This window comes from Nocardia sputorum, from assembly GCF_027924405.1.
GTDB classification, from domain to species: Bacteria; Actinomycetota; Actinomycetes; order Mycobacteriales; family Mycobacteriaceae; genus Nocardia; species Nocardia sputorum.
Map to the genome: position 1 here is coordinate 5,475,942 of NZ_AP026978.1, position 22,360 is coordinate 5,498,301.

Annotated in this window: 22 protein-coding genes and 2 tRNA genes; 15 read left to right on the forward strand and 9 right to left on the reverse strand. The window is 68.4% G+C overall.

Features of this window, described 5'->3' with window-relative positions; translation table 11 throughout:
* Positions 1-141 precede the first annotated feature (141 nt).
* Positions 142-1,398 carry a diaminobutyrate--2-oxoglutarate transaminase gene (ectB, locus tag QMG86_RS24660; RefSeq protein WP_281875047.1) on the reverse strand — a complete coding sequence of 419 codons (1,257 nt, stop codon included), beginning with the start codon at positions 1,396-1,398 and terminating at the stop codon, positions 142-144.
* 170 nt (positions 1,399-1,568) lie between these two features.
* A complete protein-coding gene (locus tag QMG86_RS24665) occupies positions 1,569-2,246 on the reverse strand; it encodes a DUF4389 domain-containing protein (protein WP_281875048.1) in 678 nt (225 codons plus the stop codon).
* 229 nt (positions 2,247-2,475) lie between these two features.
* Between QMG86_RS24665 and lpqS the strand changes: the two genes are divergently transcribed.
* The 3 genes from lpqS (at position 2,476) to QMG86_RS24680 (ending at position 5,413) form a co-directional block, all read left to right on the forward strand.
* Positions 2,476-2,892, forward strand: coding sequence for a putative copper homeostasis (lipo)protein LpqS (lpqS, locus tag QMG86_RS24670; RefSeq protein ID WP_281875049.1), 417 nt, complete (start codon positions 2,476-2,478; stop codon positions 2,890-2,892).
* A gap of 233 nt (positions 2,893-3,125) precedes the next feature.
* Positions 3,126-4,178 carry a PLP-dependent cysteine synthase family protein gene (locus QMG86_RS24675; protein WP_281881115.1) on the forward strand — a complete coding sequence of 351 codons (1,053 nt, stop codon included), beginning with the start codon at positions 3,126-3,128 and terminating at the stop codon, positions 4,176-4,178.
* Positions 4,175-5,413: an MFS transporter gene (locus QMG86_RS24680; RefSeq protein WP_281875050.1), complete on the forward strand. Its 1,239-nt coding sequence runs from the start codon at positions 4,175-4,177 to the stop codon at positions 5,411-5,413. The genes QMG86_RS24675 and QMG86_RS24680 overlap by 4 nt, the downstream gene beginning before the upstream one ends.
* Positions 5,414-5,456: 43 nt before the next feature.
* On the opposite strand, the gene QMG86_RS24685 is transcribed toward QMG86_RS24680, so the two are convergent.
* Positions 5,457-5,777, reverse strand: a complete 321-nt coding sequence (locus QMG86_RS24685) for a hypothetical protein (protein WP_281875051.1) — start codon at positions 5,775-5,777, stop codon at positions 5,457-5,459.
* Positions 5,778-6,166: 389 nt separating this feature from the next.
* On the opposite strand from QMG86_RS24685, the gene QMG86_RS24690 reads away from it, so the two are divergent.
* The gene (locus QMG86_RS24690; protein WP_281875052.1) at positions 6,167-6,697 is read left to right on the forward strand and encodes a DUF4254 domain-containing protein; all 531 of its coding nucleotides are present in this window, start codon (positions 6,167-6,169) and stop codon (positions 6,695-6,697) included.
* Here QMG86_RS24690 and QMG86_RS24695 read toward each other — a convergent pair whose 3' ends face one another.
* The 3 genes from QMG86_RS24695 to QMG86_RS24705 are packed head-to-tail and all read right to left on the reverse strand — an operon-like array spanning position 6,698 to position 9,321.
* Positions 6,698-7,033: a hypothetical protein gene (locus QMG86_RS24695; protein WP_281875053.1), complete on the reverse strand. Its 336-nt coding sequence runs from the start codon at positions 7,031-7,033 to the stop codon at positions 6,698-6,700.
* Positions 7,034-8,182, reverse strand: a complete 1,149-nt coding sequence (locus QMG86_RS24700; RefSeq protein ID WP_281875054.1) for a fatty acid desaturase family protein — start codon at positions 8,180-8,182, stop codon at positions 7,034-7,036. It abuts the gene before it with no gap.
* Between the two features lie 20 nt (positions 8,183-8,202).
* Positions 8,203-9,321, reverse strand: coding sequence for a ferredoxin reductase (locus tag QMG86_RS24705; RefSeq protein WP_281875055.1), 1,119 nt, complete (start codon positions 9,319-9,321; stop codon positions 8,203-8,205).
* 171 nt (positions 9,322-9,492) lie between these two features.
* Here QMG86_RS24705 and QMG86_RS24710 point away from each other — a divergent pair, with 171 nt between their 5' ends.
* On the forward strand, positions 9,493-10,113 hold the full coding sequence (locus QMG86_RS24710; protein WP_281875056.1) for a TetR family transcriptional regulator: 621 nt from the start codon (positions 9,493-9,495) through the stop codon (positions 10,111-10,113).
* 19 nt (positions 10,114-10,132) lie between these two features.
* Here QMG86_RS24710 and QMG86_RS24715 read toward each other — a convergent pair whose 3' ends face one another.
* Positions 10,133-11,497, reverse strand: coding sequence for an MFS transporter (locus tag QMG86_RS24715; protein ID WP_281875057.1), 1,365 nt, complete (start codon positions 11,495-11,497; stop codon positions 10,133-10,135).
* A gap of 123 nt (positions 11,498-11,620) precedes the next feature.
* Here QMG86_RS24715 and QMG86_RS24720 point away from each other — a divergent pair, with 123 nt between their 5' ends.
* From QMG86_RS24720 to cmrA, 3 genes are all read left to right on the forward strand, one after another.
* On the forward strand, positions 11,621-12,202 hold the full coding sequence (locus QMG86_RS24720) for a PadR family transcriptional regulator (protein WP_281875058.1): 582 nt from the start codon (positions 11,621-11,623) through the stop codon (positions 12,200-12,202).
* The gene (locus tag QMG86_RS24725) at positions 12,199-14,229 is read left to right on the forward strand and encodes an NADPH-dependent 2,4-dienoyl-CoA reductase (protein WP_281875059.1); all 2,031 of its coding nucleotides are present in this window, start codon (positions 12,199-12,201) and stop codon (positions 14,227-14,229) included. Before QMG86_RS24720 ends, QMG86_RS24725 begins: the two co-directional genes overlap by 4 nt.
* Before the next feature lie 71 nt (positions 14,230-14,300).
* On the forward strand, positions 14,301-15,104 hold the full coding sequence (gene cmrA / locus QMG86_RS24730; protein WP_281875060.1) for a mycolate reductase: 804 nt from the start codon (positions 14,301-14,303) through the stop codon (positions 15,102-15,104).
* 25 nt (positions 15,105-15,129) lie between these two features.
* On the opposite strand, the gene QMG86_RS24735 is transcribed toward cmrA, so the two are convergent.
* Positions 15,130-16,824 (reverse strand): helicase HerA-like domain-containing protein, encoded by a 1,695-nt coding sequence (locus tag QMG86_RS24735; protein ID WP_281875061.1) that lies wholly within the window; start codon positions 16,822-16,824, stop codon positions 15,130-15,132.
* Positions 16,825-17,025: 201 nt separating this feature from the next.
* Between QMG86_RS24735 and orn the strand changes: the two genes are divergently transcribed.
* The 3 genes from orn (at position 17,026) to QMG86_RS24750 (ending at position 18,240) form a co-directional block, all read left to right on the forward strand.
* Positions 17,026-17,664, forward strand: a complete 639-nt coding sequence (gene orn / locus QMG86_RS24740) for an oligoribonuclease (RefSeq protein WP_434085652.1) — start codon at positions 17,026-17,028, stop codon at positions 17,662-17,664.
* A gap of 54 nt (positions 17,665-17,718) precedes the next feature.
* Positions 17,719-17,794, forward strand: a tRNA-His gene (locus tag QMG86_RS24745).
* A gap of 194 nt (positions 17,795-17,988) precedes the next feature.
* Positions 17,989-18,240 carry a hypothetical protein gene (locus QMG86_RS24750; protein WP_281875063.1) on the forward strand — a complete coding sequence of 84 codons (252 nt, stop codon included), beginning with the start codon at positions 17,989-17,991 and terminating at the stop codon, positions 18,238-18,240.
* 66 nt (positions 18,241-18,306) lie between these two features.
* Here the strand turns inward: QMG86_RS24750 and QMG86_RS24755 are convergent, their stop codons facing one another.
* A complete protein-coding gene (locus tag QMG86_RS24755) occupies positions 18,307-19,542 on the reverse strand; it encodes a L,D-transpeptidase (protein WP_281875064.1) in 1,236 nt (411 codons plus the stop codon).
* Positions 19,543-19,816: 274 nt separating this feature from the next.
* Here QMG86_RS24755 and QMG86_RS24760 point away from each other — a divergent pair.
* The 4 genes from QMG86_RS24760 (at position 19,817) to QMG86_RS24775 (ending at position 22,350) form a co-directional block, all read left to right on the forward strand.
* Positions 19,817-19,889 (forward strand) — tRNA-Lys (locus QMG86_RS24760).
* A 703-nt stretch (positions 19,890-20,592) separates the two neighbouring features.
* A complete protein-coding gene (locus tag QMG86_RS24765) occupies positions 20,593-21,231 on the forward strand; it encodes a transglycosylase SLT domain-containing protein (RefSeq protein WP_281875065.1) in 639 nt (212 codons plus the stop codon).
* A gap of 178 nt (positions 21,232-21,409) precedes the next feature.
* Positions 21,410-21,724, forward strand: a complete 315-nt coding sequence (locus QMG86_RS24770; protein ID WP_281875066.1) for a hypothetical protein — start codon at positions 21,410-21,412, stop codon at positions 21,722-21,724.
* A 92-nt stretch (positions 21,725-21,816) separates the two neighbouring features.
* Positions 21,817-22,350 (forward strand): DnaJ family domain-containing protein, encoded by a 534-nt coding sequence (locus QMG86_RS24775; protein ID WP_357440756.1) that lies wholly within the window; start codon positions 21,817-21,819, stop codon positions 22,348-22,350.
* The last annotated feature ends 10 nt before the right edge of the window (positions 22,351-22,360 follow it).

Consider the following 22,360-nt stretch of genomic DNA (forward strand, 5'->3'; position numbering starts at 1 on the left):
CGCCGACGGCCCGATAACCCCGAATCCCCCGGGCTCCCCTGTCGACATTCCCGCCGCTGGGCCCTCACGGGCGAGGAGCCGATGTCGTCGGTCAGCGGACGATGGCGGCCAGGATGGTTCGGCAACACGCCCGACCAGCGTTCACGCGCAGATCGTCTCCATGGCTCCGGCCAGCAGCCGGATGCCGTGGTCGATCTCGTCCTCGGCGATCGTCAGGGGCGGCATCAGTTTGACCACCTCATCGGCCGATCCGGAGGTCTCCACCAGCAGACCGCGGTCGAAGGCGGCCTGCGCGACCTTCTCCCCCAGCGATGCGTCCTCGAAGACGACGCCGTGGACCAGGCCACGTCCACGAGCAGAGACACCGGGGAAGGCCGCGGTCAGCTCGCTCAGGGCCCGCGCGATCCGCTCACCTTTGGCAGCGGTCGCGGCCTCCAGCGCGGAATCCGACCAATAATGTTCCAGCGCTACTCGTCCGGTGACGAAAGCCGCGTTGTTGCCTCGGAAGGTGCCGTTGTGCTCGCCCGGCGCCCACTGATCGAGCTCCGGCCCGAACAGCACCAGCGCCATCGGCAGGCCGTAGCCGCCGATCGATTTCGACAACGTCACGATGTCGGGCACAACGCCGGCGACCTCGAAGGAGAAGAACGGCCCGGTGCGGCCGCAGCCCATCTGGACATCGTCGACGATCAGCAGGATCCCCCGGGACGAACACAACTCGGCCAGCCCACGCAGCCATTCCGCGCGGGCGACATTGATGCCCCCTTCGCCCTGCACCGTCTCCACGATCACCGCGGCCGGTAGATCCAAACCCGACGACGGGTCGTCGAGCGCCTTGCGCATCCACAGCAGGTCGTCGGCGATCCCGAGGTAGCCGTCGTAGGGCATCGGCATGGCATGCCCGAGCGGCACCCCGGCGCCCGACCGCTTGGCGGCGTTCCCGGTGACGGCCAGCGCGCCGAGCGACATCCCGTGGAAGGCGTTGGTGAAGCTCAGCACGGTCTGCCGCCCGGTGACCTTGCGGGCGAGCTTCAACGCTGCCTCCACCGCGTTCGCTCCGGTCGGTCCCGGGAACTGGACCTTGTAGTCCAGGCTGCGGGGGACGAAGACATTGTCGCGCAACGCTTCGAGCAGCCGCCGCTTGGCGACGGTGGACATGTCGAGCCCGTGGGTGATGCCGTCCTCGGCGATGTAGTCCAGGAGTGCGCGTTTGAGCACCGGATTGTTGTGGCCGTAGTTGAGCGAGCCCGCGCCCGCGAAGAAGTCCAGGTATTCCTTGCCGTTCTCGTCGCGTAACCACGCGCCGCTGGCGGTGTCGAAGACGGCGGGCCAACAGCGACAGTACCCGCGCACGTTCGATTCGAGTGTTTCGAAAACAGTCATCTCGGCGACGGTCATGGCGATCCTTACTCGTCGTGCGCGAGCGCTCCAAAATCTGAAGTGACAGTGTTTCTAACACCGATGCCTGCCGGGTGTGGCCTTTTCCGGAAACAGCGCCGAACCCTTTCCGGCCCCGAGCGCGCGAATCCGCCCGCTGACAGGGCGGGCGGATCCGGCAAATATCGAGTTCAGTCGGACTCGCGAGCGCCCTGGTCGAGCCGGAAAGGCGGGTACTCGTCCCGCATCAAACCGGCGTAGGCCTGCACGCGGATGATCCAGCGATTGACGCCCATCACGAAGTCGTAGAGGCCCTGCGGGTAACGCGCCGTGACCAGCAACGCGACCAGCGCGACGAGCAGGAGGACGCCGAGCAGCGAAATGGAGGCGCCGCCCCAGTCGTCACCGTCGCCGCCCGCGAACGCGACGCCGCCGCTCACCACCGCGCCGACGATGAGGTAGTGCGGAATGGCCAGCAGCCACCACTTCACCAGTACCAGGCCGCGATGCAACGTCTCCGGGTAGTCGATCTCCAAGTCGGCCGGGTAGTCGGCGTTCGCCCGCAGACTGAACGGCGGGTACTTGTCGGTGCCGAGTACCGACAAGGCGTAGAAGGTCACCCGCCATCCCCAGCGCATGACGCCGACATTGAAGTCGAACAGCCCCCGCGGGTACTTGCCGGTGATCAGGATCGCGAAGAAGGCGACGACCGTGAGCACCGCGTAGGCGATGTGCAGGAAGAGCAGCACGATGTAGTGCGGTATCGCCAATAGCCACTTCACCAGCCACAACCACCGCGACAGCGCGGGATCCAGATCGCCGCGCACGCGAATGGGGTCGGACGGGACGACGGGCTTCTCGAGTTCCATGAGCGATGCTCCTTACGGTTGCTGTGATCCAAGCCACAACCAGTAGGTGTCCTGATTGTCCCGTATTCGGCCGTTCGAGAACGGCACCATCTGATACCGACACGCCAACGAACAGGGTTCGAGGAGGGTGGCTGTGGCGCACGGCCGGGCTTGAGCCGCAATCGAATCGACCGCGCTGCCGCGCACACCGGCGGATCGTGCCGGTGCCGGACTTGTACCATCGGGAACCGTGACGTTCGGCGCGCTGCGACTACCGGTTGCCCGGGTGCTCGTGGCTCTCGCGTACACCGTCTGGGTGGTCGCCATGGCGGTGCCGCAGTGCCACGTCTTCACCCATGCCGTCGCGCCGCACGCGCACATCGAAGCGTCCGGTCCCGTCATGGCCTCCCCCGCCGCTCCGGCGATCCTCCTCGACCGCCATCAGCACGCCGCCGAGCCGGACCGGCACGTACCCGCCGACATGGTGCTCGCCGCCCTGCCGCGCGCTGCCGCGCTGCTGGTGCTGCTTCTGGTCGCCGCGGTGCCGCTGTTCCTGGCGGCGCCCGCGGCCTGGCTCGGCGGCGGCGTGCGGGCGCCTCCGGTCGCGGCCCTCCCGGTGTGGCCGGGCAGAGACAAACTCACGCGATTCGGCATCGATCGGAACTGATCGGTCAGCGTCAGGCCGGAGCCTGCCGGGGCCCGGCCGGTGTTCGTGCGACGTCCGCACTCACACCGTCGCTGTACCCAGCGACCGCACAGAATCGACGATTCCTCATGACTTCTGCGCTGCAGAACCCGGCTGTGCCCGAACCCGCTCCGCGCGAACCGGCTACCCCGGCTCCGCTCGTGAGCCCGGCGAGTCTCCTGACCGCCGCTCAGCGCTGCCCGCGTCCGGACACCATGGTGGGCAACACGCCGGTGCTCTGGATCACCGAACCACTCGACAGCACAACGCGACCGGACGGCCGCGGCTTCTGGGCCAAGCTCGAAGGCGCCAACCCCGGCGGGATGAAGGACCGGCCCGCGTTGCACATGGTCGAGCGCGCCAGGGCCCGCGGCGACCTCGCACCGGGCGCTCCGATCATCGAATCGACCAGCGGCACCCTCGGTTTGGGCTTGGCGCTGGCGGGCATGGTGTATCACCACCCGGTCACGCTGGTCACCGACCCCGGCTTGGAGCCGCTCATGCGACGCATGCTCGCCGCCTACGGCGCGCGGCTGGAGCTGGTCACCGAGCCGCACCCCACCGGCGGCTGGCAGCAGGCGCGGCGCGACCGCGTCGCCGAACTGCTGGCCCGGGACCCGCGAGCATGGTGCCCCGACCAGTACCGCAACCCCGACAACCGCGACGCCTACGAGACCCTGGCGCTCGAGCTGGTCGCCCAGCTGGGACGGATCGACGTCCTGGTCTGCTCGGTCGGCACGGGTGGGCATTCCGCGGGGATCAGCCGCACGCTGCGCCGGTATTTCCCGCACCTGCGCTTGGTGGGCGTCGACACCGTGGCGTCCACGATCTTCGGGCAGCCTGCGGGCCCGCGACTGATGCGCGGGCTGGGGTCGAGTATCCACCCGGACAACGTCGACTATCCGGCGTTCGACGAGGTCCACTGGGTCGCGCCGGCGGAGGCGGTGTGGACCTGCCGCAGGCTCGCCGCGACCCACCACGCCGCAGGCGGCTGGAGCGTCGGCGCGGTCGCCCTGGTCGCGGGCTGGCTGGCCCGCACCAGCGACCCGGTCACGCGAATCGCCGCGGTCTTCCCCGACGGTCCGCTGCGCTACTTCGACACCGTGTACAACGACGAGTACTGCCGTGCGCACGGCTTGCTCGGCGCCGCCCCGCCCGCCGCGCCGCGCCACATCGCGCATCCGGGCGACGCCGTCGCGGAGTCCTGGACCCGGTGCGCCACGGTCATCGATCCCCGTGGCGGCGCACGCGAGGAGGGGACGCGATGACCGACCTGATCGCCGCCTTCCGCGGCTTCGATCGTCCCAGCCGCATGCTGATGGTCAATCAGTTCGCCATCAACACCGGGTTCTACATGCTGATGCCCTACCTGGCCGGGTACCTGGCCGGCCCGCTCGGGCTGGCCGCGTGGGCGGTGGGGCTGGTGCTCGGCATCCGCAACTTCGCCCAGCAAGGCATGTTCCTGCTCGGCGGCACGCTGGCCGATCGGCTCGGCTACAAACCGCTCATCGTGGCCGGATGCCTGCTGCGCACGGGCGGTTTCGCGCTGCTCGCGGTCGCGGAGACGCTGCCGGCGCTGCTGGTCGCGTCGGCGGCGACCGGTTTCGCGGGTGCGCTGTTCAACCCCGCGGTGCGCGCGTATCTCGCGGCGGACTCCGGCGACCGGCGGGTGGAGGCGTTCGCCGTGTTCAACGTCTTCTACCAGGCTGGCATCCTGGTCGGCCCGATCGTCGGGCTCGCGCTGATGGCCGTCGACTTTCGCGCGACCGCCACCGGCGCCGCGGTGGTGTTCGGCGTGCTGACGCTGGCCCAGTTACGCGCGCTCCCGCAGCACGCGGGCGAGCCGAAAACCGGCTCGGTGCTGGACGATTGGCGGGTCGTGCTGGCCAACCGCCCGTTCCTGCTGTTCGCCGCGGCGATGATCGGCTCCTCGGTGCTGGCCTTCCAGGTCTACCTGGCGTTGCCCGTGCACGCCGCGCGGATCGCGGGCGACTCGGCGACCGTGCTGATGACGACGGTCTTCGTCCTGTCCGGACTGATCGCGATCGCCGGGCAGCTGCGCATCACCCGGTGGTTCGGCCGGCGATGGGGACGCGCGCACAGCCTGGTGGCCGGGCTGGCGATCCTCGCGTCGGCGTTCGCGCCACTGGTGGCGATTCCGGGCACCCGCTTCGGCGTCTGGCCTGCGATCGGCGCACTGCTGCTGACCGCCGCGGCGCTGGGAATCGGTGCCGCAGCGGTGTTTCCGTTCGAAATGGACACGGTGGTCGCGCTGTCGGGCAACCGCCTGGTGGCGACGCACTACGGCCTCTACAACACCATTGTCGGCATCGGCATTCTGCTCGGGAACCTGGGCATCGGAGCGCTGCTGGACGCCACGCGCGAAGCCGGGATGAGCGCGCTGGCGTGGGCGGTGCTCGTCGCCGTCGGCGCGGCCGCGGCGGCGGGGCTGTTCGCGCTCGCCCGGTCCGGACGACTCGACGCGCCGGTCCCGGTCGGCTGAGCAGTGCGGCCGTCCCGGATGTGTGCCATCCGGGGCGGCCCGGTCAGGCAGGCCCGCTCGACTGCGCCGAATACAGGCTGACCTCGCCGTCTTCGCTCAGGAAGGCGTTGACCAGCATGGTGCGGGTGGCCCGCAACTCCTCGTGATCCGGCGCGGCGGTGGTGATCGAGATCTGCGGGATGACCGCCCAGTTGACCACGTAGCGCTCCGGCGGGCCGTCGTCGTCCGACAGCCTGGCGAGACGAAAGACCGAGACGGTTTTGCGGACGATCAGATTGCGCACGACCTCTGCGATTCGCTCGGGGTCTTCCAGCGCGAACATGAAGCCGAATGTCAACTCGGGCGATGACACATAGGCGGGCACGAACACCGAGGCTAGCGGATCGGGCGGCAGCGCGCAGCGCTCGCGGCGAATCGGTTGCTGCTCATGCGCTCGAGGAATGGGAGAACGCCGGGCGACGAACCGCGCCGGTTGACCGATCCGTAACGGAACATAACGATTTCCCGGCAGCTCCCGGATTCGCAGAGCAGAGTGTTGCGCGGATTCGGCTACCGCGCTTTCCTGAAAGTGTCCCGATTTTCTCGGACGTCTTCTCTCGCATCGTCGCGGATTTCCCGGTTTCTCTGCCGTGCTGGTGGACCGTGGGACGACATCCGGTTGCGGGACTGCGCCGGAGCCGAGGGGCGCCCCTCCCCGAAATCCCCCTCGGCCCTGGCGTATCCACGGAGTCGTCAGGTCGCAGAGGTACGCCCATGCCCACCGAATACGCTCAGCGCAGTTTCGGAACCGAAGAGCTACCACCGCCCGCCGCACTGCTGCGCGCGATCCGCGAGCCCGGTGAGAACCAGCACCGCCACAGCGTGCTGCACGCCGCGCGGCAGCTCGTCGACTGCCACGAGCGGCGGCAGCGCACGCTGACGCGAGCGCACGCGCCGGGGGCGTCCAGCACCAGCGTCGCGGCGTGCAGCCAGCAAGTGGAGGACATCGACGGCTGCCGTGCCGAATGGATCGGACGGATCGACGCCTGGGTCGCGGCCAACGTGCAGCACCGGGAGGGCGCATCCCTGCATACCGAGACCCTCGGCGCGGTCATCGATCGAATCGCCGCGAAATGGGTTGCGGCTCGTCACACTTTGGGCGACGAGGTCACGGCGGGGCCGCAGCCCGCGCAGGCGGGCGACGCGGCCCACCTGCAGTGGACCAGGCTGGCCGAGCTGATCGACGGCTACCAGGATCTGATCACCGACGTCATCGCGCATCGGCGCAGGCTGCCGGTGTGGTGATCAGCGCGGCTCGTCGACCTCGGGTTCGACGACCTCGGCGTCCAGGAAACTCTCCGTCCCCGCTGCCTGCGGTTTCGTATCCGCCTGCGGCTTCGTGACCGGGACCTCGGCCTCGTCGCCGAGGTCACGATCGAGATCGCGCTGCGCCGCCGCGTCCCGGCGCGCCGCGGCCGCCGCCTCGTTCATCTCGATCGCGTCGGTGATCCACTCACCGATCTCCCGGGTGACTTCGGCGACGGTGCCCGTGATGATGTTGGCGATATTGCCGACATGCCGGGCGCCGGAGGACGTCAATTCCTGAATGAGGTCTTTGTTGCTTTCGAATTTCCCGATCATTCACACGCCCGCTTCGCTAGCCTTCCGCTGTCGCATCACGATAACACCGGGAGACGGCTCGCTCTCGACCCAGCGCGGCGGCAGTGCCAGCTTGAAAATCTTCTTCCACACCGAGCCGATCTGCTTACCGAGCGGGCCGGTGTTGTACGGCAAGCCGTACTTTTCGCACAATGCGCGCACGGTCGGCGCCATCTCCGGATAACGGCTCGCGGGCAGGTCCGGAAACAGGTGGTGTTCGATCTGGTGCGACAAATTCCCGGACATGATGTGGAACAGCTTGCTCCCGGTGATGTTGGCCGAGCCGAGCATCTGCCGGATGTACCACTCGCCGCGGGTCTCGTTCTCGGTCTCTTCCTCGGTGAACGTCTGTACGCCGGCCGGGAAGTGACCGCAGAAGATGATGGCGAAGGCCCACACATTGCGCACCAGGTTGGCGGTGGCGTTACCCGCCAGGGTGTGGAAGAACAGCGGTCCGGTGAGCGCGGGGAACACCAGGTAGTCCTTGAGCACCTGCTTGCCCGCCTTGCGCCACTGGCCGAGCAGCAGCTTCTTGACCTCCGGCCACTTCTTCTTGCCCGCCAGGATGTTCTCGACTTCCAGGTCGTGGCCCATCACGCCCCACTCGAACAGCAGCATGAGCACGAAGGCGTACAGCGGCTGCCCGAGCCGCAGCACGTTCCACTCCTGGGCCTCGTCCATGCGCAGGATGGAGTAGCCGATGTCGCGGTCCTTGTTGTGGATGTTGGTGTAGGTGTGGTGGAGGTAGTTGTGCGAGTGCTTCCACTGATCGGCCGGGCAGACCGTGTCCCACTCGAATACCCGGGAGTTCAGGCCGGGCTCGCGCATCCAGTCGTACTGGCCGTGCATCACGTTGTGGCCGATCTCCATGTTGTCCAGGATCTTCGACACACTCAGCGCGGCCACCGCGGCCAGCCAGAACGGCGGAAGGAAGCCGAGATACATCAGGCCGCGGCCAGCGATCTCGAAGCCGCGCTGCGCCTTGATGATCGAGTACAGGTATTCCCGGTCGCGCTCGCCGAGGTCGGCGACGATCGCGGCGCGCAGCTCGTCGAGTTCGCGGCCGAGTTCGTCGATCTGGTCCGGGCTCAGGACCAGCGGTCCGTGCTCGGTTTCGGTCAGGATGGTCATGATTGGCTCCCCTTCGTTCTTCAGATGTCGATCTCGACGTCGCCGACCGGCGCGCTGATGCACAGCTGGATCGGCTGGTCGGGGTCGCTGTCGGTCTCGCCGGTGCGCAGATTGCGCGTGCACCCGGAGCGGCGCACCGCGGTGCAGGAGAAACAGATCCCCATGCGGCAGCCGTACTCGGGACTGAGCCCGGCGGATTCGGCCTGTTCGAGCAGCGTCGCGCCGTTGTTCGGCGCGCTCACGCCACTGGCCGAGAAGTCGACGGTGCCCTGCGCGTCCGCGGCGTCGGCCGGGGCGAGCGAGAGTGTGAACTCCTCGGTGTGCAGCCGGTCCTCCAGCTGCTCGGCCTGATAGATCGTGCGCACCGCGTCCATCAGCGACTGCGGACCGCAGACGTAGGTCTGCGCGTCGGCGAACCACGGCGCGACGCGCTCCAGTTCGTCGTAGTCGAAGTATCCGCTGCCCTTCGGCTGGTGCAGGTCGACCCACGGCGCGGCGGGATCCACGCCCGTCACGTCGCGGGTGCGGTGCGGATAACGCAGCTCGATGCGAAAGTTCGGGTGCCGCTGGGCGATCGCGTCCAGTTCCGCTCGGTGCGGGAGCACCGCGGGCGACTTCGCGTAGTGCAGGAACACGACCTCCCCCGGATGGTCCTCCGCGGCGAGCGTGCGCAGCATGGACAGCACCGGCGTGATGCCGCTGCCCCCGCTGATCAGCAGCAAACGCTGCGGCCGCGGCGCGGGCAACCGGAACACGCCGTCGGCGGGCGTCAGGTCGACCACCATGCCCGCGGTGGCGTGGTGGTACAGGTACTGCGAGACCAGGCCGCCCGGATGCGCTTTCACGGTCAGCTGGATGTGGCGATCCCGCCTGCTTTCCGGATTGACCGGCGAATAGCACCGCGTGTGCCGCACACCGTCGATCACCACGCCGATCTGGACGTATTGCCCGGCGGCGTGGCCCTTCCACTGCCGGGTCGGGCGCAGCGTGAGCGTGACCGAGCCCGGCGCCGAGCGGCGGACGTGCGTGATTTCGGCCCGCATGTCCCGCACCGTGAGGGTGGGGCGGACCAGCTCCAGATACCGGTCCAGCGGGTGTGGCGAGGTCAGGGTCTGCACCAGGTTGATGAGATCCACCATTAGTTCTCCGTGCCTCTTGTCGGGCTGACGACGTGCGACCTGTTTTCAGTGCACGTCTGTACACTCAACTAGTGTGACCGATGACCCGGGCCAGGTGTCAACCGGCGAAACATGTGACTCGAACTACATCTACGGATAGGTCAAATGGTGAACGGATGTATGCTCACCGGGATGAATGAGCAGGCAGCTACCCGAGGCGAGCGCAAGGAGCGGACCAGGCAGGCACTCCTGGACGGCACCCTCGCGCTGGCCGCCGAGCGCGGATTCGCCGCGCTCAGCCTGCGTGAGATCGCGCGCTCGGCCGGCATCGTGCCGACGGCGTTCTACCGGCACTTCGCGTCGCTGGAGGACCTCGGCGCCACCTTGGTCGACGACGGCGTCACCGCGCTGCGACTGGCGCTGCGCGAGGTCCGCCGCAACGCGGACGCGAGCCTGTCGGACACGGTGCGCTTCGTATTCGCACAGGTGGGCCCCAAGCGTGAGCTGTTCGGCTTCCTCACCAGGGAGCGCCACGGCGGGTCCGCGGCGCTGCGCACGGCCATCGCCAGGGAGATCCAGCTGATCGTGCGCGAGCTCGTCGCCGATCTGTCCCGGATCCGGGCCCTGGACTCCTGGACGCCGCGCGACCTCGAGATCGCCGCCGATCTCATGGTCACCACGGTGACCGACGGAATCGCCGCCTATGTGTCGGCCGCGCCGCGCGACGCACAGGCGATCATCGACCGCACCGTCCAGCAGATGCGATTGATCGCTCTCGGCATGGGCGGCTGGCGGCCACCCGGGCGGCGCTGATCCGGGCCGCGTGCGCGCCTCACTCGGCCGGGCGGGGCCCCTCGGCGTCGCCACGGACGACGGCGACCGGTTCCGGCGACCGCAGCGGCAGCAGCATCGCCAATCCCGCCGCGAGCACGATCAGCAGGCCCGCGATGCCCGCGCGGTCGGCGTCGAACAGCCAGACGAACGCGCCGAACAGGCTCGGCGCGAGGAAAGACACCGCGCGCCCGGTGGTCGTGTACAAGCCGAACAGCTGACCCTCACGGCCCGGCGGCGCGAGGCGGGCCAGGAACGACCGCGCCGCCGCCTGCGCGGGACCGACGAAAACGGTGAGCAACAACCCGAAGATCCAGAACATCAGCGGTCCGGACACCACGAGCAGCGCCAGCCCGCACACCAGCATCGCCGACAGCGACACCACGATGACGACCTTCGGGCCGTTCCGGTCGTCGAAACGCCCCGCGACGATCGCGCCCAGCGCCGCGACGACATTGGCCGCTATGCCGAACAGCAGCACATCGGAGTCGGCGATGCCGTAGACGCGCACGGCGAGCACCGCGCCGAAGGTGAACACTCCGGCGAGACCGTCCCGGAACACTGCGCTGGCCACCAGGAACCCGACCGTGCGCGGGTCGATGCGCCCCAGCTCGCGCAGGTCCCGCCACAGCACCCGGTACGAGCCGAGGAATCCGGCGCTCGCCGCGCCGGGATCGGCGCCGGTGCGCGGCAGTTCCGGGACCGCGAACAGCACCGGCAACGCGAACGCGGCGAACCAGACGGCGGCCAGCACGGCGACCAAGCGGATGTTCAGTCCCTGGTCGGTGGGCACGCCGAGCAATCCGCGATTGTCGCCCTCTCCCGCGATGAAGCCGAAGTAGCAGATGAGCAGCAGGAAGATGCCGCCGAAATAGCCCATGGCCCAGCCGAATCCGGAGACCCGGCCGACCGTCGCGGGCGTGGAGACCTGCCGCAGCATCGCGTTGTAGGGCACATTGGCCAGCTCGAAGCAGGCCGACGCGAACGCCAGCAGCACCAGACCGAGCCACAGGTCGCGATAGTCGTCGTGCACGAAGAACATCAGCGTCATCGCCGCGATGGTGAGCGCGGTCAGCGCGCCGAGGGAGCGTTTGCGCTTCGCGGACGCGTCGAACCGCTGTCCGCTGATCGGCGCGGTCAACGCGACGATCAGGCCCGCGAGGCCCAAGGCCCACCCCAGCCACGCGCTGGCGGAGACGTCGCCGGGTAGGTCGTCGCCGACTTTGTCGGTGAGGTACACCGAGAACACGAACGTGAGAATCACGGCGTTGAATGCCGAAGACCCCCAGTCCCACAGCCCCCACGCCACCACCTGCCCGCGCCCGGCGGCCTGTCCTACTGTCGCCCGGGCGTTCACCTCGGTCATGCCGCGCAGCTTAATGCGCGCGACCGTCGCGAGTGCGGCGGAAATCGCAACGGACCCTGGTTCACGCAGGGCCTGCTATGCACCTAGTTGCATAGTACCGGATGTCACGGCTATCCTCACCGCATGGCACTCGAGCATGCGTTGCTGGTATCGCTGACCGAGCGCGCCGGCTCGGGGTACGAGCTGGCGCGCCGCTTCGACAAGTCCATCGGCTACTTCTGGAGCGCGACCCACCAGCAGATCTATCGCGTCCTCAAACGCATGGAGGAATCCGGCTGGGTCGACGGTGAATCAGTGGCGCAGGAAGGCAGGCCGGACAAGAAGGTGTACTCGGTGAGCGAGGCCGGCCGCGCCGAACTCGCGCGCTGGATCGCCGCACCGAGCGATTCGGGCACCCCGCGCAACGAGCTCGCGGTGAAGATCCGCGCGGCCGCGTACGGAGACATCACCGCTTTGCGCGCCGAAGTGGCCCGCCATCGCGACCAGCACGCCCAGCGCCTCGAGCTGTACCGGCACATCGAGAAACGCGACTTCCCCGCCCCCGACCGGCTCGGCGGGACAGCCCTGCACCAGTACCTCGTCCTGCGCGCGGGCATTCGCGTGGAGTCGGGGTTCGTCGAATGGTGCGACGAAGTTCTGCAAGCACTGCACCCGCGCGCATCAGCCCCGCACGCGGTTGACGGAGAAAGGCGACCTCACCCATGAGCTCCTTCCCCCATCTGTTCGAGCCGCTCGATCTCGGCTTCACGACCTTGCGCAATCGAGTGGTCATGGGGTCGATGCACACCGGGCTGGAGGACCGCGCCTGGGACACCAACAAACTGGCCGCCTATTTCGCCGAACGCGCACGCGGCGGCGCGGGCCTGATCATCACCGGCGGCTACGCGCCCAATCGCGCGGGCTGGCTGCTGCCGTTCGGCGCCAAGCTGACCAACAAAACCGAGGCGTACCGGCATCGCACGATCACGAAAGCGGTGCACGCCCATGGCGGCAAGATCGCCATCCAGATCCTGCACGCGGGCCGCTACTCCTACATGCCGGGCAGCGTGTCGGCGTCATCGATCAAGGCGCCCATCAACCCGTTCCGGCCGCGCGCTCTGTCGGCCAAGGGCATCGAGCGCACCATCGACGATTACGCCCGCTGCGCGAAACTCGCTCAGTTCGCCGGATACGACGGCTGCGAGATCATGGGCGGCGAAGGCTATTTCATCAACCAGTTCCTCGCGCCGCGCACCAACAAGCGCACCGACGCGTGGGGCGGATCGCCGGAGAACCGGCGCCGGATCGCGGTCGAGATCGTGCGCCGCACCCGCGCCGCCGTCGGCCCGGACTTCATCATCGTGTTCCGGCTGTCCATGGCCGAGCTGGTGGAGAAGGGGCAGACCTTCGACGAGATCGTCGCGCTGGCACAAGAACTCGAAGCCGCCGGGGTGAACATCCTGAACACCGACATCGGCTGGCACGAGGCGCGCGTGCCCACCATCGTGACCTCGGTGCCCCGCGCCGCCTTCGTCGAGTTCACCGCGAAGATCACCGCGCGGGTGGGCATACCGGTCTGCGCGTCCAATCGGATCAACATGCCGGAGGTGGCCGAGGAGATCCTGACTCGCGGTGACGCCCACCTCGTTTCGCTGGCGCGTCCGTTCCTGTCCGATCCGGAGTGGGTGAACAAGGCCGCGCAGGACCGCGTCGACGAGATCAACACCTGCATCGCCTGCAACCAGGCGTGCCTCGACCACGCCTTCCAGCACAAGACCGTGTCGTGCCTGCTCAACCCGCGCGCGGGTCACGAGACCGAACTGAAGCTGCTGCCGACCCGCCGGAGCAAGCGCATCGCGGTGGTCGGCGCGGGCCCGGCCGGTCTCTCGGCGGCGGTGAACCTCGCCGAACGCGGCCACCGCGTCGACCTGTTCGAGGCCGACGACAAGATCGGCGGCCAGTTCGACATCGCACGCCGCATCCCGGGCAAGGAGGAGTTCAGCGAGTCGATCCGCTACTACAACCGGATGCTCGAGCGCACCGGCGTCACAGTGCATCTGAACAAGCGGGTCGGCGCGGACGAACTCATCGCCGGAGGCTACGACGAGGTGGTGCTGGCCACCGGCGTGCAGCCGCGCATCCCCGACATCCCCGGTATCGATCACCCCATGGTGCTGTCCTACGCGCAGCTGGTCCGGGAGGAGAGGCCGGTCGGCAAGCGCGTCGCGGTGATCGGGGCGGGCGGCATCGGCTACGACGTCAGCGAATTCCTGACCGTGGAAGGCCATCCCACGCTCAAGCTGGACGAGTGGAAGGAAGAGTGGGGCGTCACCTCCGACGACGAGCAGGTCCCCGGGCAGCTCACCGCGCCCAGACCCGCTCCCGCGGCGCGGGAAGTCGTTCTGCTGCAACGCAAGACGACTCCGTTCGGCAAGGACCTGGGCAAGACCTCCGGCTGGGTGCACCGCGCCGCGCTGAAGGCCAAGGGCGTCGAGCAGCTCGGCGGCGTCAACTACGAACGCATCGACGACAACGGCCTGCACATCAGCTTCGGCGAGAAACGGCAACGGCCCCAGCTGATTCCCGTCGACAACATCGTCGTCTGCGCCGGCCAGGAATCCGTGCGCGACCTGGAGGCCCCGCTGCGCGCGGCGGGGGTCAGCCTGCATCTCATCGGCGGCGCCGAACTCGCCGCCGAACTCGACGCCAAACGGGCCATCGACCAGGGCACCCGGCTCGCCGCCCGGCTGTGATCGGGCGGCGCGGAGACTTCGCCGGGGATCGTGCGGCGGGCCACCGCGCCGGATCGCCTAGGCTGCACCGGGTGAGCCTGCCCTCCCCCACCTCCGAGAACCGCGCGGTCGTCACCGGCGCCTCCTCCGGCATCGGTACCGCGCTCGCCGCCGAACTCGCCGCCCGCGGCTACTCGCTGATCCTGGTCGCCCGCCGCGAGGAGCTGCTCACCGAGCTCGCGCAGCGGCTGACCCTGGCCCACGGCATCACCGCCGAGGTGCGCCCGGTCGACCTGGCCGACCGCGAGCAGCGCGGTGTGCTGGTGGACGAACTGGCGAGCCGCGACATCGCCGTGCTGTGCAACAACGCGGGCATCGCGACCTTCGGCGCGGTCGCGGAACTCGACCCGGCCTACGAGCGCGCGCAGATGGAGCTCAACGCCGTCGCCGTGCACGATCTGACCCTGGCCGTGCTGCCCGGCATGCTCGCCCGGCGCGGCGGCGGCATCTTGATCAGCGGGTCGGCCGCGGGCAACATGCCGATCCCGAACAACGCCACCTACGCCGCGAGCAAGGCGTTCGCCAACACCTTCTCCGAATCGCTGCGCGGCGAGCTGAAAGGCTCGGGCGTGCACGTCACGCTGTTGGCGCCCGGACCGGTCCGCACCGATACTCCCGATCCTGCCGAAGCGTCCATCGTCGACCGGATGGTGCCCGACTTCATGTGGGTCTCCTCGGAATACACCGCCAAGGTCTCCATCGACGCGCTCGCCCGCAACAAGATGCGCGTGGTCCCCGGCCTGATCAGCAAGGGAATGAGCGTGGCGGGGCAATACGGCCCACGCGCGGTCACCGCTCCGATCGCCGGCGCTTTCTACAAGAAGCTCGGCAACTGAGCGTCAGCGACCACCACCGCCGCACTCAGCGGCGCCTGGTGCCGAACAGGCTGCGGGTGATCTGACGGCCGGCCGCCTCGGCGGCCGAACGCAGGAAGCCGCGCACCGCGGGGTTGTTCATGATCCGCTCGGCCGCGGAATCCTCTTCCGCACGGGTCGCGGCGCGGCCGGGCACGGATGCGGCCTCCGGCTCCGGCGATGCCCCGGCCACCTTGGCGGCGAGCAGTTCGTAGGCCGACTCCCGATCGATGGTCCGGGCGTACTTCGAGGCCAGCGAGCTGGACAGGGCCCGCGATCGGATCGCGTCCGCGCCGATGGCGTCCATCAGCGACCGGGGCGGCCGCAGCCTGGTCCAGGCCACCGGCGTCGGTGCGCCCTGCTCGGAGAGCACGGTCACGATGGCCTCGCCGGTGCCGAGCGAGGTCAGCGCCTGCTCCAAGTCGTAGACGCCGGTCCGGGGATAGGTGCGGACGGTCTTGGACAACGCCTTCTGATCGTCCGGGGTGAACGCGCGCAGCGCGTGCTGGATACGCGCGCCGAGCTGGGAGAGCACCGGATTCGGGATGTCGGTGGGCAGTTGGGTGCAGAAGAACACACCCACCCCTTTGGACCGGATCAGTTTGACGGTTTGCTCCACCTGATCCAGGAACGCCTTCGAAGCGTCGGCGAACAACAAGTGGGCTTCGTCGAAAAGGAAGACCAACACGGGCTTGTCCTCGTCGCCGACCTCGGGCAGCGTCTGGAACAAGTCGGCGAGCACCCACATCAGGAAGGTCGAGAACAGCACCGGCCGCGCCGCCCGAGCGCCCAGCTCGAAGAGCGTGATCACCCCCTTCCCGTCCACGACGCGCACCAAGTCGGCCGGGTCGAGTTCGGGCTCGCCGAAGAACGTGTCGCCGCCACCCGCCTCCAGATTCACCAGCGCGCGCAGAATCACCCCGGCGGTGGCCGCGGAGACGCCGCCGATGCCCTTCAGGTCCTCCTTGCCTTCGGGGCTGGTCAGATGAGTGATCACGGCGCGCAGGTCCTTCAGGTCCAGCAGCGCGAGCCCGTTGCGGTCGGCCCAGTGGAAGATCAAGCCGAGGGTCGACTCCTGCGTCTCGTTCAGCTCGAGCACCTTGCTCAGCAGCACCGGGCCGAAGGAGCTGATCGTCGCGCGGACCGGAAGTCCCGTCCCGGTGGTACCCAGCGAGACGAACTCGGTCGGGAAACCGGTCGGCGCCCAGTCCGCGGCGCCGGTCTCCGCGCATCGCGCCGCGAGTCTCTCGTCCGACCGCCCCGGTTCGGCCAGCCCCGACAGGTCGCCTTTGATATCGGCCAGCACCACCGGAACCCCGGCGCTCGACAGCTGCTCCGCGATGCCCTGGAGGGTTTTCGTCTTCCCCGTGCCGGTTGCTCCGGCCACCAGACCGTGCCGGTTCATCATCCGCAGGGGAATGCGCACGCGCGCATCCGGATCCACCGTCCCATCGACCACGACGGCGCCCAGTTCCAGCGCAGCGCCCTCGAAGGCGTACCCCGCGGCGATCGCCTGCGCGGCGGACGCCTCTTCTCCGTCGATGGACGGTTCGTCTCGTGCTGCCGAACCGGCTCCGGTAGCGGTCCGCTCGGCCAGCTCGCGTTCCGCGGCCTCCGCGGCCGCGGCCGCCTCCGCCGCGATGCGCGCCGCTTCGTCGGCCGCCTTGCGCGCCGCGGCCGCCTTCTCCTGAGGAGTGGTCATCGCGCGTCCTCCGTCCTGGCTCCGCCGGAACTGCGTTACCCGATGTTTGCTGCTGCACCTAAAACACCGGGTGCCGATCTGGGAGAACTGTATCCCCGCCGGTCGGCTTCGGGGCGAGATCAGCTGCCACACGGTTGCCGCGCCGTACCGCAGGCGCCGGTCCCACGCCCGGATAATGTTGCACGGGTGTCCGACAAATACATGGTGTGGATGGATTGCGAGATGACCGGCTTGCGCTTGGACAGCGACAAGCTGATCGAGGTGGCCGCACTCGTGACCGACAGCGATCTCAACATCCTCGGCGAGGGCGTGGACATCGTCATCCACGCCGACGACGACGCGCTGGCCGCGATGCCCGCGGTGGTCGCCGAGATGCACGCGCGCTCCGGGCTGACCGACGAGGTCCGCCGCTCCACCGTCACCCTCGAAGAGGCCGAGCAGCGCGTGCTCGACTACATCCGCGAGTACATCCCCACCCCGCGCACCGTGCCGCTGGCCGGTAACTCGATCGCCACCGACCGCGGTTTCATCGCCAGGGACATGCCCCTGCTCGATGCCCACCTGCACTACCGGATGGTCGACGTGAGCTCGATCAAGGAACTGTGCCGCCGCTGGTACCCGCGCATCTACTTCGGCCAGCCGGAGAAGGGCCTGAGCCATCGCGCGCTGGCCGACATCCAGGAGTCCATCCGGGAACTGGAGTACTACCGGCGAACCGTGTTCGTCGCGCCGCCCGGTCCGTCCACCACCGAAATCGCCGCAGTCGCCGCCGAGGTCTCCGAGAGCGCCGCACAACGGACCGAATCGGCGCAGGTCAACGGCTCGCCAGACGCCGATTAGGGAGTGGGCGGGTTGACACGCTAATATCTAGCCCGCCGGTTCTTACCGGCGATGGTGAGCGTAGTTCAGTTGGTAGAGCACCAGGTTGTGATCCTGGCTGTCGCGGGTTCGAGTCCCGTCGCTCACCCCACGAGCCCGGGTGGCTCCGAGAGATCGGAGTCACCCGGGCTTTTTCGTTGCGCCACAATCCCTTCGCCGCTCCCGCGCCGGCACAATGTGAAACGAATACCCTCCAGAATCTGCCCCGCCTCCGTAGACTGCGGTGCACAGGGGACGGCGTCGCTGGGGCGCTCTCCCGGTTCGACCAGAAAGACACACCTCGTGATGCGTTCTGCGGTGATCGCGGCCTTCGTCGGCGCCACCCTCCTCACCGGATCCAGCGGAACCGCCGTCGCGGGCATCGGGCTACCCCCGCTGCCCGAGTCCGGTTCGGCGTCGAGCGGCTCGGCCGGCGGCCTGGCCACCACGGGCTCCGCCGGCAGCGGTTCGGCGGGCAGCAAGCTGCTGTGCGCCGCCACGGGCAGCGCGATCGCGATCCTGGGCGACGCTCAGTTGGGCTGCGACATGCTGCCCTGACGCCCCCGAAACGCCGAACGGGCCACCGGATTCGCTCCGGTGGCCCGTTGGTTGTTCCGCTGTGGCTCAGCGATTGTCGTCCGCGTTGCCCGCCTTCCAGACCGGCCACGGGATGTTCCAGTCACCCAAGCCGTCCACGCCGGACAGGGTGCCGCCCACGGTGTTCTTCACGATCGTGATGTCACCGCGTTTGGCGTTCTGGAAGACCCACTGCGCATTCGCCGGGCTGAGGTTCAGGCAGCCGTGACTGGTGTTGCTGTAGCCCTGCGCACCGACCGACCACGGCGCCGAGTGGAAGAAGATACCGCTGTAGGACAGTCGCGTCGCGAAGTCCACCGGCGTCTTGTACCCGTCCGGCGAGTTGACCGCCACGCCGTAGGTCGAGGAATCCATGATGATCTTCTCGTGCCGGTCGGCGACGATGTAGATGCCGTTGTCGGTGGGCGTGCTGTCCTTGCCCATCGAGGTCGGCATGGTGCGGATCACCTGACCGTTCTGCTCGACCGTCACCTGCTTGGTGTTGTCGTCGGCGGTGAAGATCACGGCGTCGCCGATGGTGAAGAACGAGTGGATGTTGTCCTGCCCGAACAGACCGTTGCCGAGATCACGCCCATAGACGTTCACGTCGATGGTGACCTTCGTCCCCGGCGCCCAGAAATGCTCCGGCCGCCATCGCACCTCGCGATTGTTCACCCAGTAGAACGCGCCCTCCACCGGCGGCTCCGTGGTGATCTTGATCGCCGACTGCGCGGCCTTCCGATCGGGGATGTTCTCGTCGAACTGGACGGCCACCGGCTGGCCGATACCGACCACCTCGCCCTCGCCCGGGACCAGGTAGGGCTTGGTCTGATTACCGGGAGAACTGGTGGTGAAGCTCAGCGTCGCCGAGTTCGCGCCGCCGAGCCCGATCGCGTCGGCCTTCAATCGGTAGGTCTTGCCGTAGCCGAGCACCTCGGTGGTCTCCCACGACCGCCCGTCGGCGGCGAGCTTGCCCTCCACCGCCTTGCCCTGCGGGCTGACCAAGGTCACGTTGGTGAATTTGCCATCCTCCACCTTGAACGCCAGCGGGACGCCCGGCGAGACGCCGACCTCCCCGTCCTTCACCGGCGACAGCAGCTTGGGCTTGATCAGTTCCGTGATGGGGTTGCGGTCGATGGCCACCTGCGCCGCATCCTTGGCGTCGGACGCCGAACATCCCGTCGATGCCAGTGCGGCGACCGCGACGACGATCACCGGTCCCGCGATAGTGCGCAACCAACGTGCGGCCGGCTTGCGCTTGTGCCGACCTGGACCAACACTCATTTCAACCCCGTTTCAAAGTCTCCCGACCGCCACGCCGCTCACCCCGCCGCGTACGCGGGCGGTCGGAACCACAATCGGACATTCTGCCAGTGCGTCACGTTCGCGCCAATGTGAACACCTTGTCCGTCACTGCAGCGTTACCACCTGTAGATCACCCTGGCGATCCCCCGCGTTACCGGCGCGGGAGCGCATCGCATCACCGCCGGTCAGGGCACGATTTCACTTCTGCGGCCCTGGCCTGTTAAGGTTTGTCCCGCACCGGAACACGGAGCACGCGCCATTAGCTCAATTGGCAGAGCAGCTGACTCTTAATCAGCGGGTTCGGGGTTCGAGTCCCTGATGGCGCACAACACGAGAACCGTGCCCTTGCCGTATTCGTCGGCAAGGGCACGGTTTTTTCATCCCCGCGCGCCCAGCCGCCGTGACATGACCGTGACCTGGGCTTTTTCCCAGAAGCCCCAGTGGTCTCAATTCGGACAGCGGTACGCCCCCGAGGCGGCCGAAATCCAGCTATTCGGCCGAAAAGTTCTGTGATGTACAGCACAAGAGGTTTAGCAGCAAACTCCCAGCTTGGATAACGATTCGGCTACCGCGTCCTGGGCTTTCCAAGATCGACAGCATCTGCCATTCAAGATTCGTTCACCCTCTGTTAACCAAGCGTGACCATTCTGCAATCAGGTCACAAAGCGACCTGAAGTTTGGTCAGCCCGAGGAGTTGTAGACACCGATTCGGTAACGATCACACGGCAGGCAGTTGCCCGCCAGTGATCAGCGGAGCGGAATCCGGCAACGGACCCGCGAACCTACTTCCGCCCGTCTCTTCGCATCGAGGTGCGAAGTCCCGCGCGACACCGCGGCCGAGCCCCAGCGAGGGCGATCCGGCGCCGCACGAACCGCGTCGCGTTCCGGGGACGTGAACGTCCCCCACAACAAAACCACACAACAGCACATGGCCGTTTTCGGCGCGCGTCCACGAGCGTACGCCGCAGGATCCGTGCTGCCCAACTGCGGCCGGATCGAGTAAGTCCCCGATCAAGGAACCGATTCGCAATGCCTGACAGACGCCTTTCCACCCTTCGCCGCCCCTCGTTCCGCGAAACCGTCACCGTCGCGGTCGCCGCCGCCGGTGTCGTTGCCGTGGCCGCCTGCTCCGCGGCGTCCGTTGCCGATGACAGCGTCCCGTCTCGCATCGCCATGGTGGCCGAGCAGCAGCCGGAGGCCGCGCCCGCTCCGGTCGCCGAGCAGGCCGCCGCACCGGTCGCGGAGGCGATCCCGGCGCCGTTGCCCGCTCCGGCTCCGGCTCCGGCTCCGGCTCCCGCCCCCGAGCCGGTCCCGGCCCCGATGCCCGCCCCGGCCCCGCCGGTCTACGCGAACAACCTGGACGGCTGGATCCGCCAGGCGCTGGACATCATGCAGGCTAACGGCATCCCCGGCACCTACGAGGGCATCCACCGCAACATCATGCGTGAGTCGACCGGCAACCCCCAGGCCATCAACCTGTGGGACTCCAACGCCGCCATGGGCATCCCGTCCAAGGGCCTGCTGCAGGTGATCGACCCCACCTTCGCCGCCTACCACGTCGCGGGCACGCCCTTCGACATCTGGGATCCGGTGGCCAACATCGTCGCCGCCTGCAACTACGCGGCGCACCGCTACGGCTCGATGGACAACGTCAACAGCGCGTACTGAGCCACAACCGCCACGCAGCCTCCCCATCCACGGATGGGGAGGCTGCCGGCGTATTCCGGCCCTTCCGGCCCGGCGGCCGGGCGCAGCTCCGTGCTCCTCGGCCAGGCGCAGGCCGTCGACGGACGACGTCCGGCCGCGTCCGTTATGGTCGAGGCACCTGCGACCCCGTGGACATCCCGTGACCGACTACGCACACAACGACGCGGCGGCCAAGAGCCGCGCCGAGAAAGCGCGACGGCTGGCGAGCTATCTCTGGCACCGCGGCATCACCGGTCCCGAGGTGCTCGCGATGCCCGCGCCCGTCCGGCGCAAACTGGCCAGGGCCGCCGCGACGAATCCGCCGAGCACCGACGAGACCTGGACAACGGTGGCGCGGCTGCTGGCGGAGAAGGACGACTGGGCCGCCCGCCATCCGGGGCATCCCGCTGCCCGGCGCGAGCACACCGACGAGAAGCTGCTCTGGGTGAAGCCGCCGATCCGGCCGTGGTCCTGATTGTTTCTAAAATAGTTGCGACACAATACTTTCCACGTCTACTACAAACTTCCGTAGAGTGGTGCCATGCACCCGCCGCCCCGGCCGTCACGATGACCGAGCGCAAGCCGCCGAAGCAGACCTTCGAATCGTGGGTCGACAAGCAGATCCGCGAGGCGGCCGAGCGCGGCGAATTCGACAACCTCCCTGGCACCGGCAAACCGATCCCCGGGGCGGGCACGGCTTACGACGAGGACTGGTGGCTGCGCGGATATCTGCGCCGCGAAGGCGTCGGCAGCGAGGCGCTGCTGCCACCGTCGCTGCTGCTGCGACGGGATATCGAGCACCTGCCCGACGAGGTGCGCGACGCGACCAGCGAACGCCAGGTGCGGGCGGCCGTGAGCGAGCTCAACAAACGTATCGTGGACTGGCTGCGGATGCCGGAAGGACCGTTCGTGCCGATCGCTCCGGTGAACGCGGACGAGATCGTCGAGCAGTGGCGGAACGCGCGCGGGGCCGCGCGGCCGAGGCGCGAGCAGTCGAGCAGCCGGAGCGCAGCGCCTTCCCCAGCGCAGGCCGACGAGGTGACAGTTCGTCCCCGCCGCCGGTGGTGGCGGCGGCGAAGAAACGGCACCGACGCCGGGTAGCTCGGCGCCA

What these genes read in the sequence shown, in the direction of transcription:
- QMG86_RS24675 (WP_281881115.1), top strand. Translation starts at nt 3,126, where the DNA reads ATGGTGGGCAACACGCCGGTGCTCTGGATCACCGAACCACTCGACAGC.
- QMG86_RS24695 (WP_281875053.1), bottom strand. Translation starts at nt 7,033, where the DNA reads ATGATCGGGAAATTCGAAAGCAACAAAGACCTCATTCAGGAATTGACG.
- QMG86_RS24715 (WP_281875057.1), bottom strand. Translation starts at nt 11,497, where the DNA reads ATGACCGAGGTGAACGCCCGGGCGACAGTAGGACAGGCCGCCGGGCGC.
- orn (WP_434085652.1), top strand. Translation starts at nt 17,026, where the DNA reads ATGGTGTGGATGGATTGCGAGATGACCGGCTTGCGCTTGGACAGCGAC.
- QMG86_RS24735 (WP_281875061.1), bottom strand. Translation starts at nt 16,824, where the DNA reads ATGACCACTCCTCAGGAGAAGGCGGCCGCGGCGCGCAAGGCGGCCGAC.
- QMG86_RS24755 (WP_281875064.1), bottom strand. Translation starts at nt 19,542, where the DNA reads ATGAGTGTTGGTCCAGGTCGGCACAAGCGCAAGCCGGCCGCACGTTGG.
- QMG86_RS24725 (WP_281875059.1), top strand. Translation starts at nt 12,199, where the DNA reads ATGAGCTCCTTCCCCCATCTGTTCGAGCCGCTCGATCTCGGCTTCACG.
- QMG86_RS24765 (WP_281875065.1), top strand. Translation starts at nt 20,593, where the DNA reads ATGCCTGACAGACGCCTTTCCACCCTTCGCCGCCCCTCGTTCCGCGAA.
- QMG86_RS24680 (WP_281875050.1), top strand. Translation starts at nt 4,175, where the DNA reads ATGACCGACCTGATCGCCGCCTTCCGCGGCTTCGATCGTCCCAGCCGC.
- QMG86_RS24750 (WP_281875063.1), top strand. Translation starts at nt 17,989, where the DNA reads ATGCGTTCTGCGGTGATCGCGGCCTTCGTCGGCGCCACCCTCCTCACC.
- QMG86_RS24710 (WP_281875056.1), top strand. Translation starts at nt 9,493, where the DNA reads ATGAATGAGCAGGCAGCTACCCGAGGCGAGCGCAAGGAGCGGACCAGG.
- QMG86_RS24775 (WP_357440756.1), top strand. Translation starts at nt 21,817, where the DNA reads ATGACCGAGCGCAAGCCGCCGAAGCAGACCTTCGAATCGTGGGTCGAC.
- ectB (WP_281875047.1), bottom strand. Translation starts at nt 1,398, where the DNA reads ATGACCGTCGCCGAGATGACTGTTTTCGAAACACTCGAATCGAACGTG.
- QMG86_RS24700 (WP_281875054.1), bottom strand. Translation starts at nt 8,182, where the DNA reads ATGACCATCCTGACCGAAACCGAGCACGGACCGCTGGTCCTGAGCCCG.
- QMG86_RS24690 (WP_281875052.1), top strand. Translation starts at nt 6,167, where the DNA reads ATGCCCACCGAATACGCTCAGCGCAGTTTCGGAACCGAAGAGCTACCA.
- QMG86_RS24705 (WP_281875055.1), bottom strand. Translation starts at nt 9,321, where the DNA reads ATGGTGGATCTCATCAACCTGGTGCAGACCCTGACCTCGCCACACCCG.
- QMG86_RS24665 (WP_281875048.1), bottom strand. Translation starts at nt 2,246, where the DNA reads ATGGAACTCGAGAAGCCCGTCGTCCCGTCCGACCCCATTCGCGTGCGC.
- QMG86_RS24720 (WP_281875058.1), top strand. Translation starts at nt 11,621, where the DNA reads ATGGCACTCGAGCATGCGTTGCTGGTATCGCTGACCGAGCGCGCCGGC.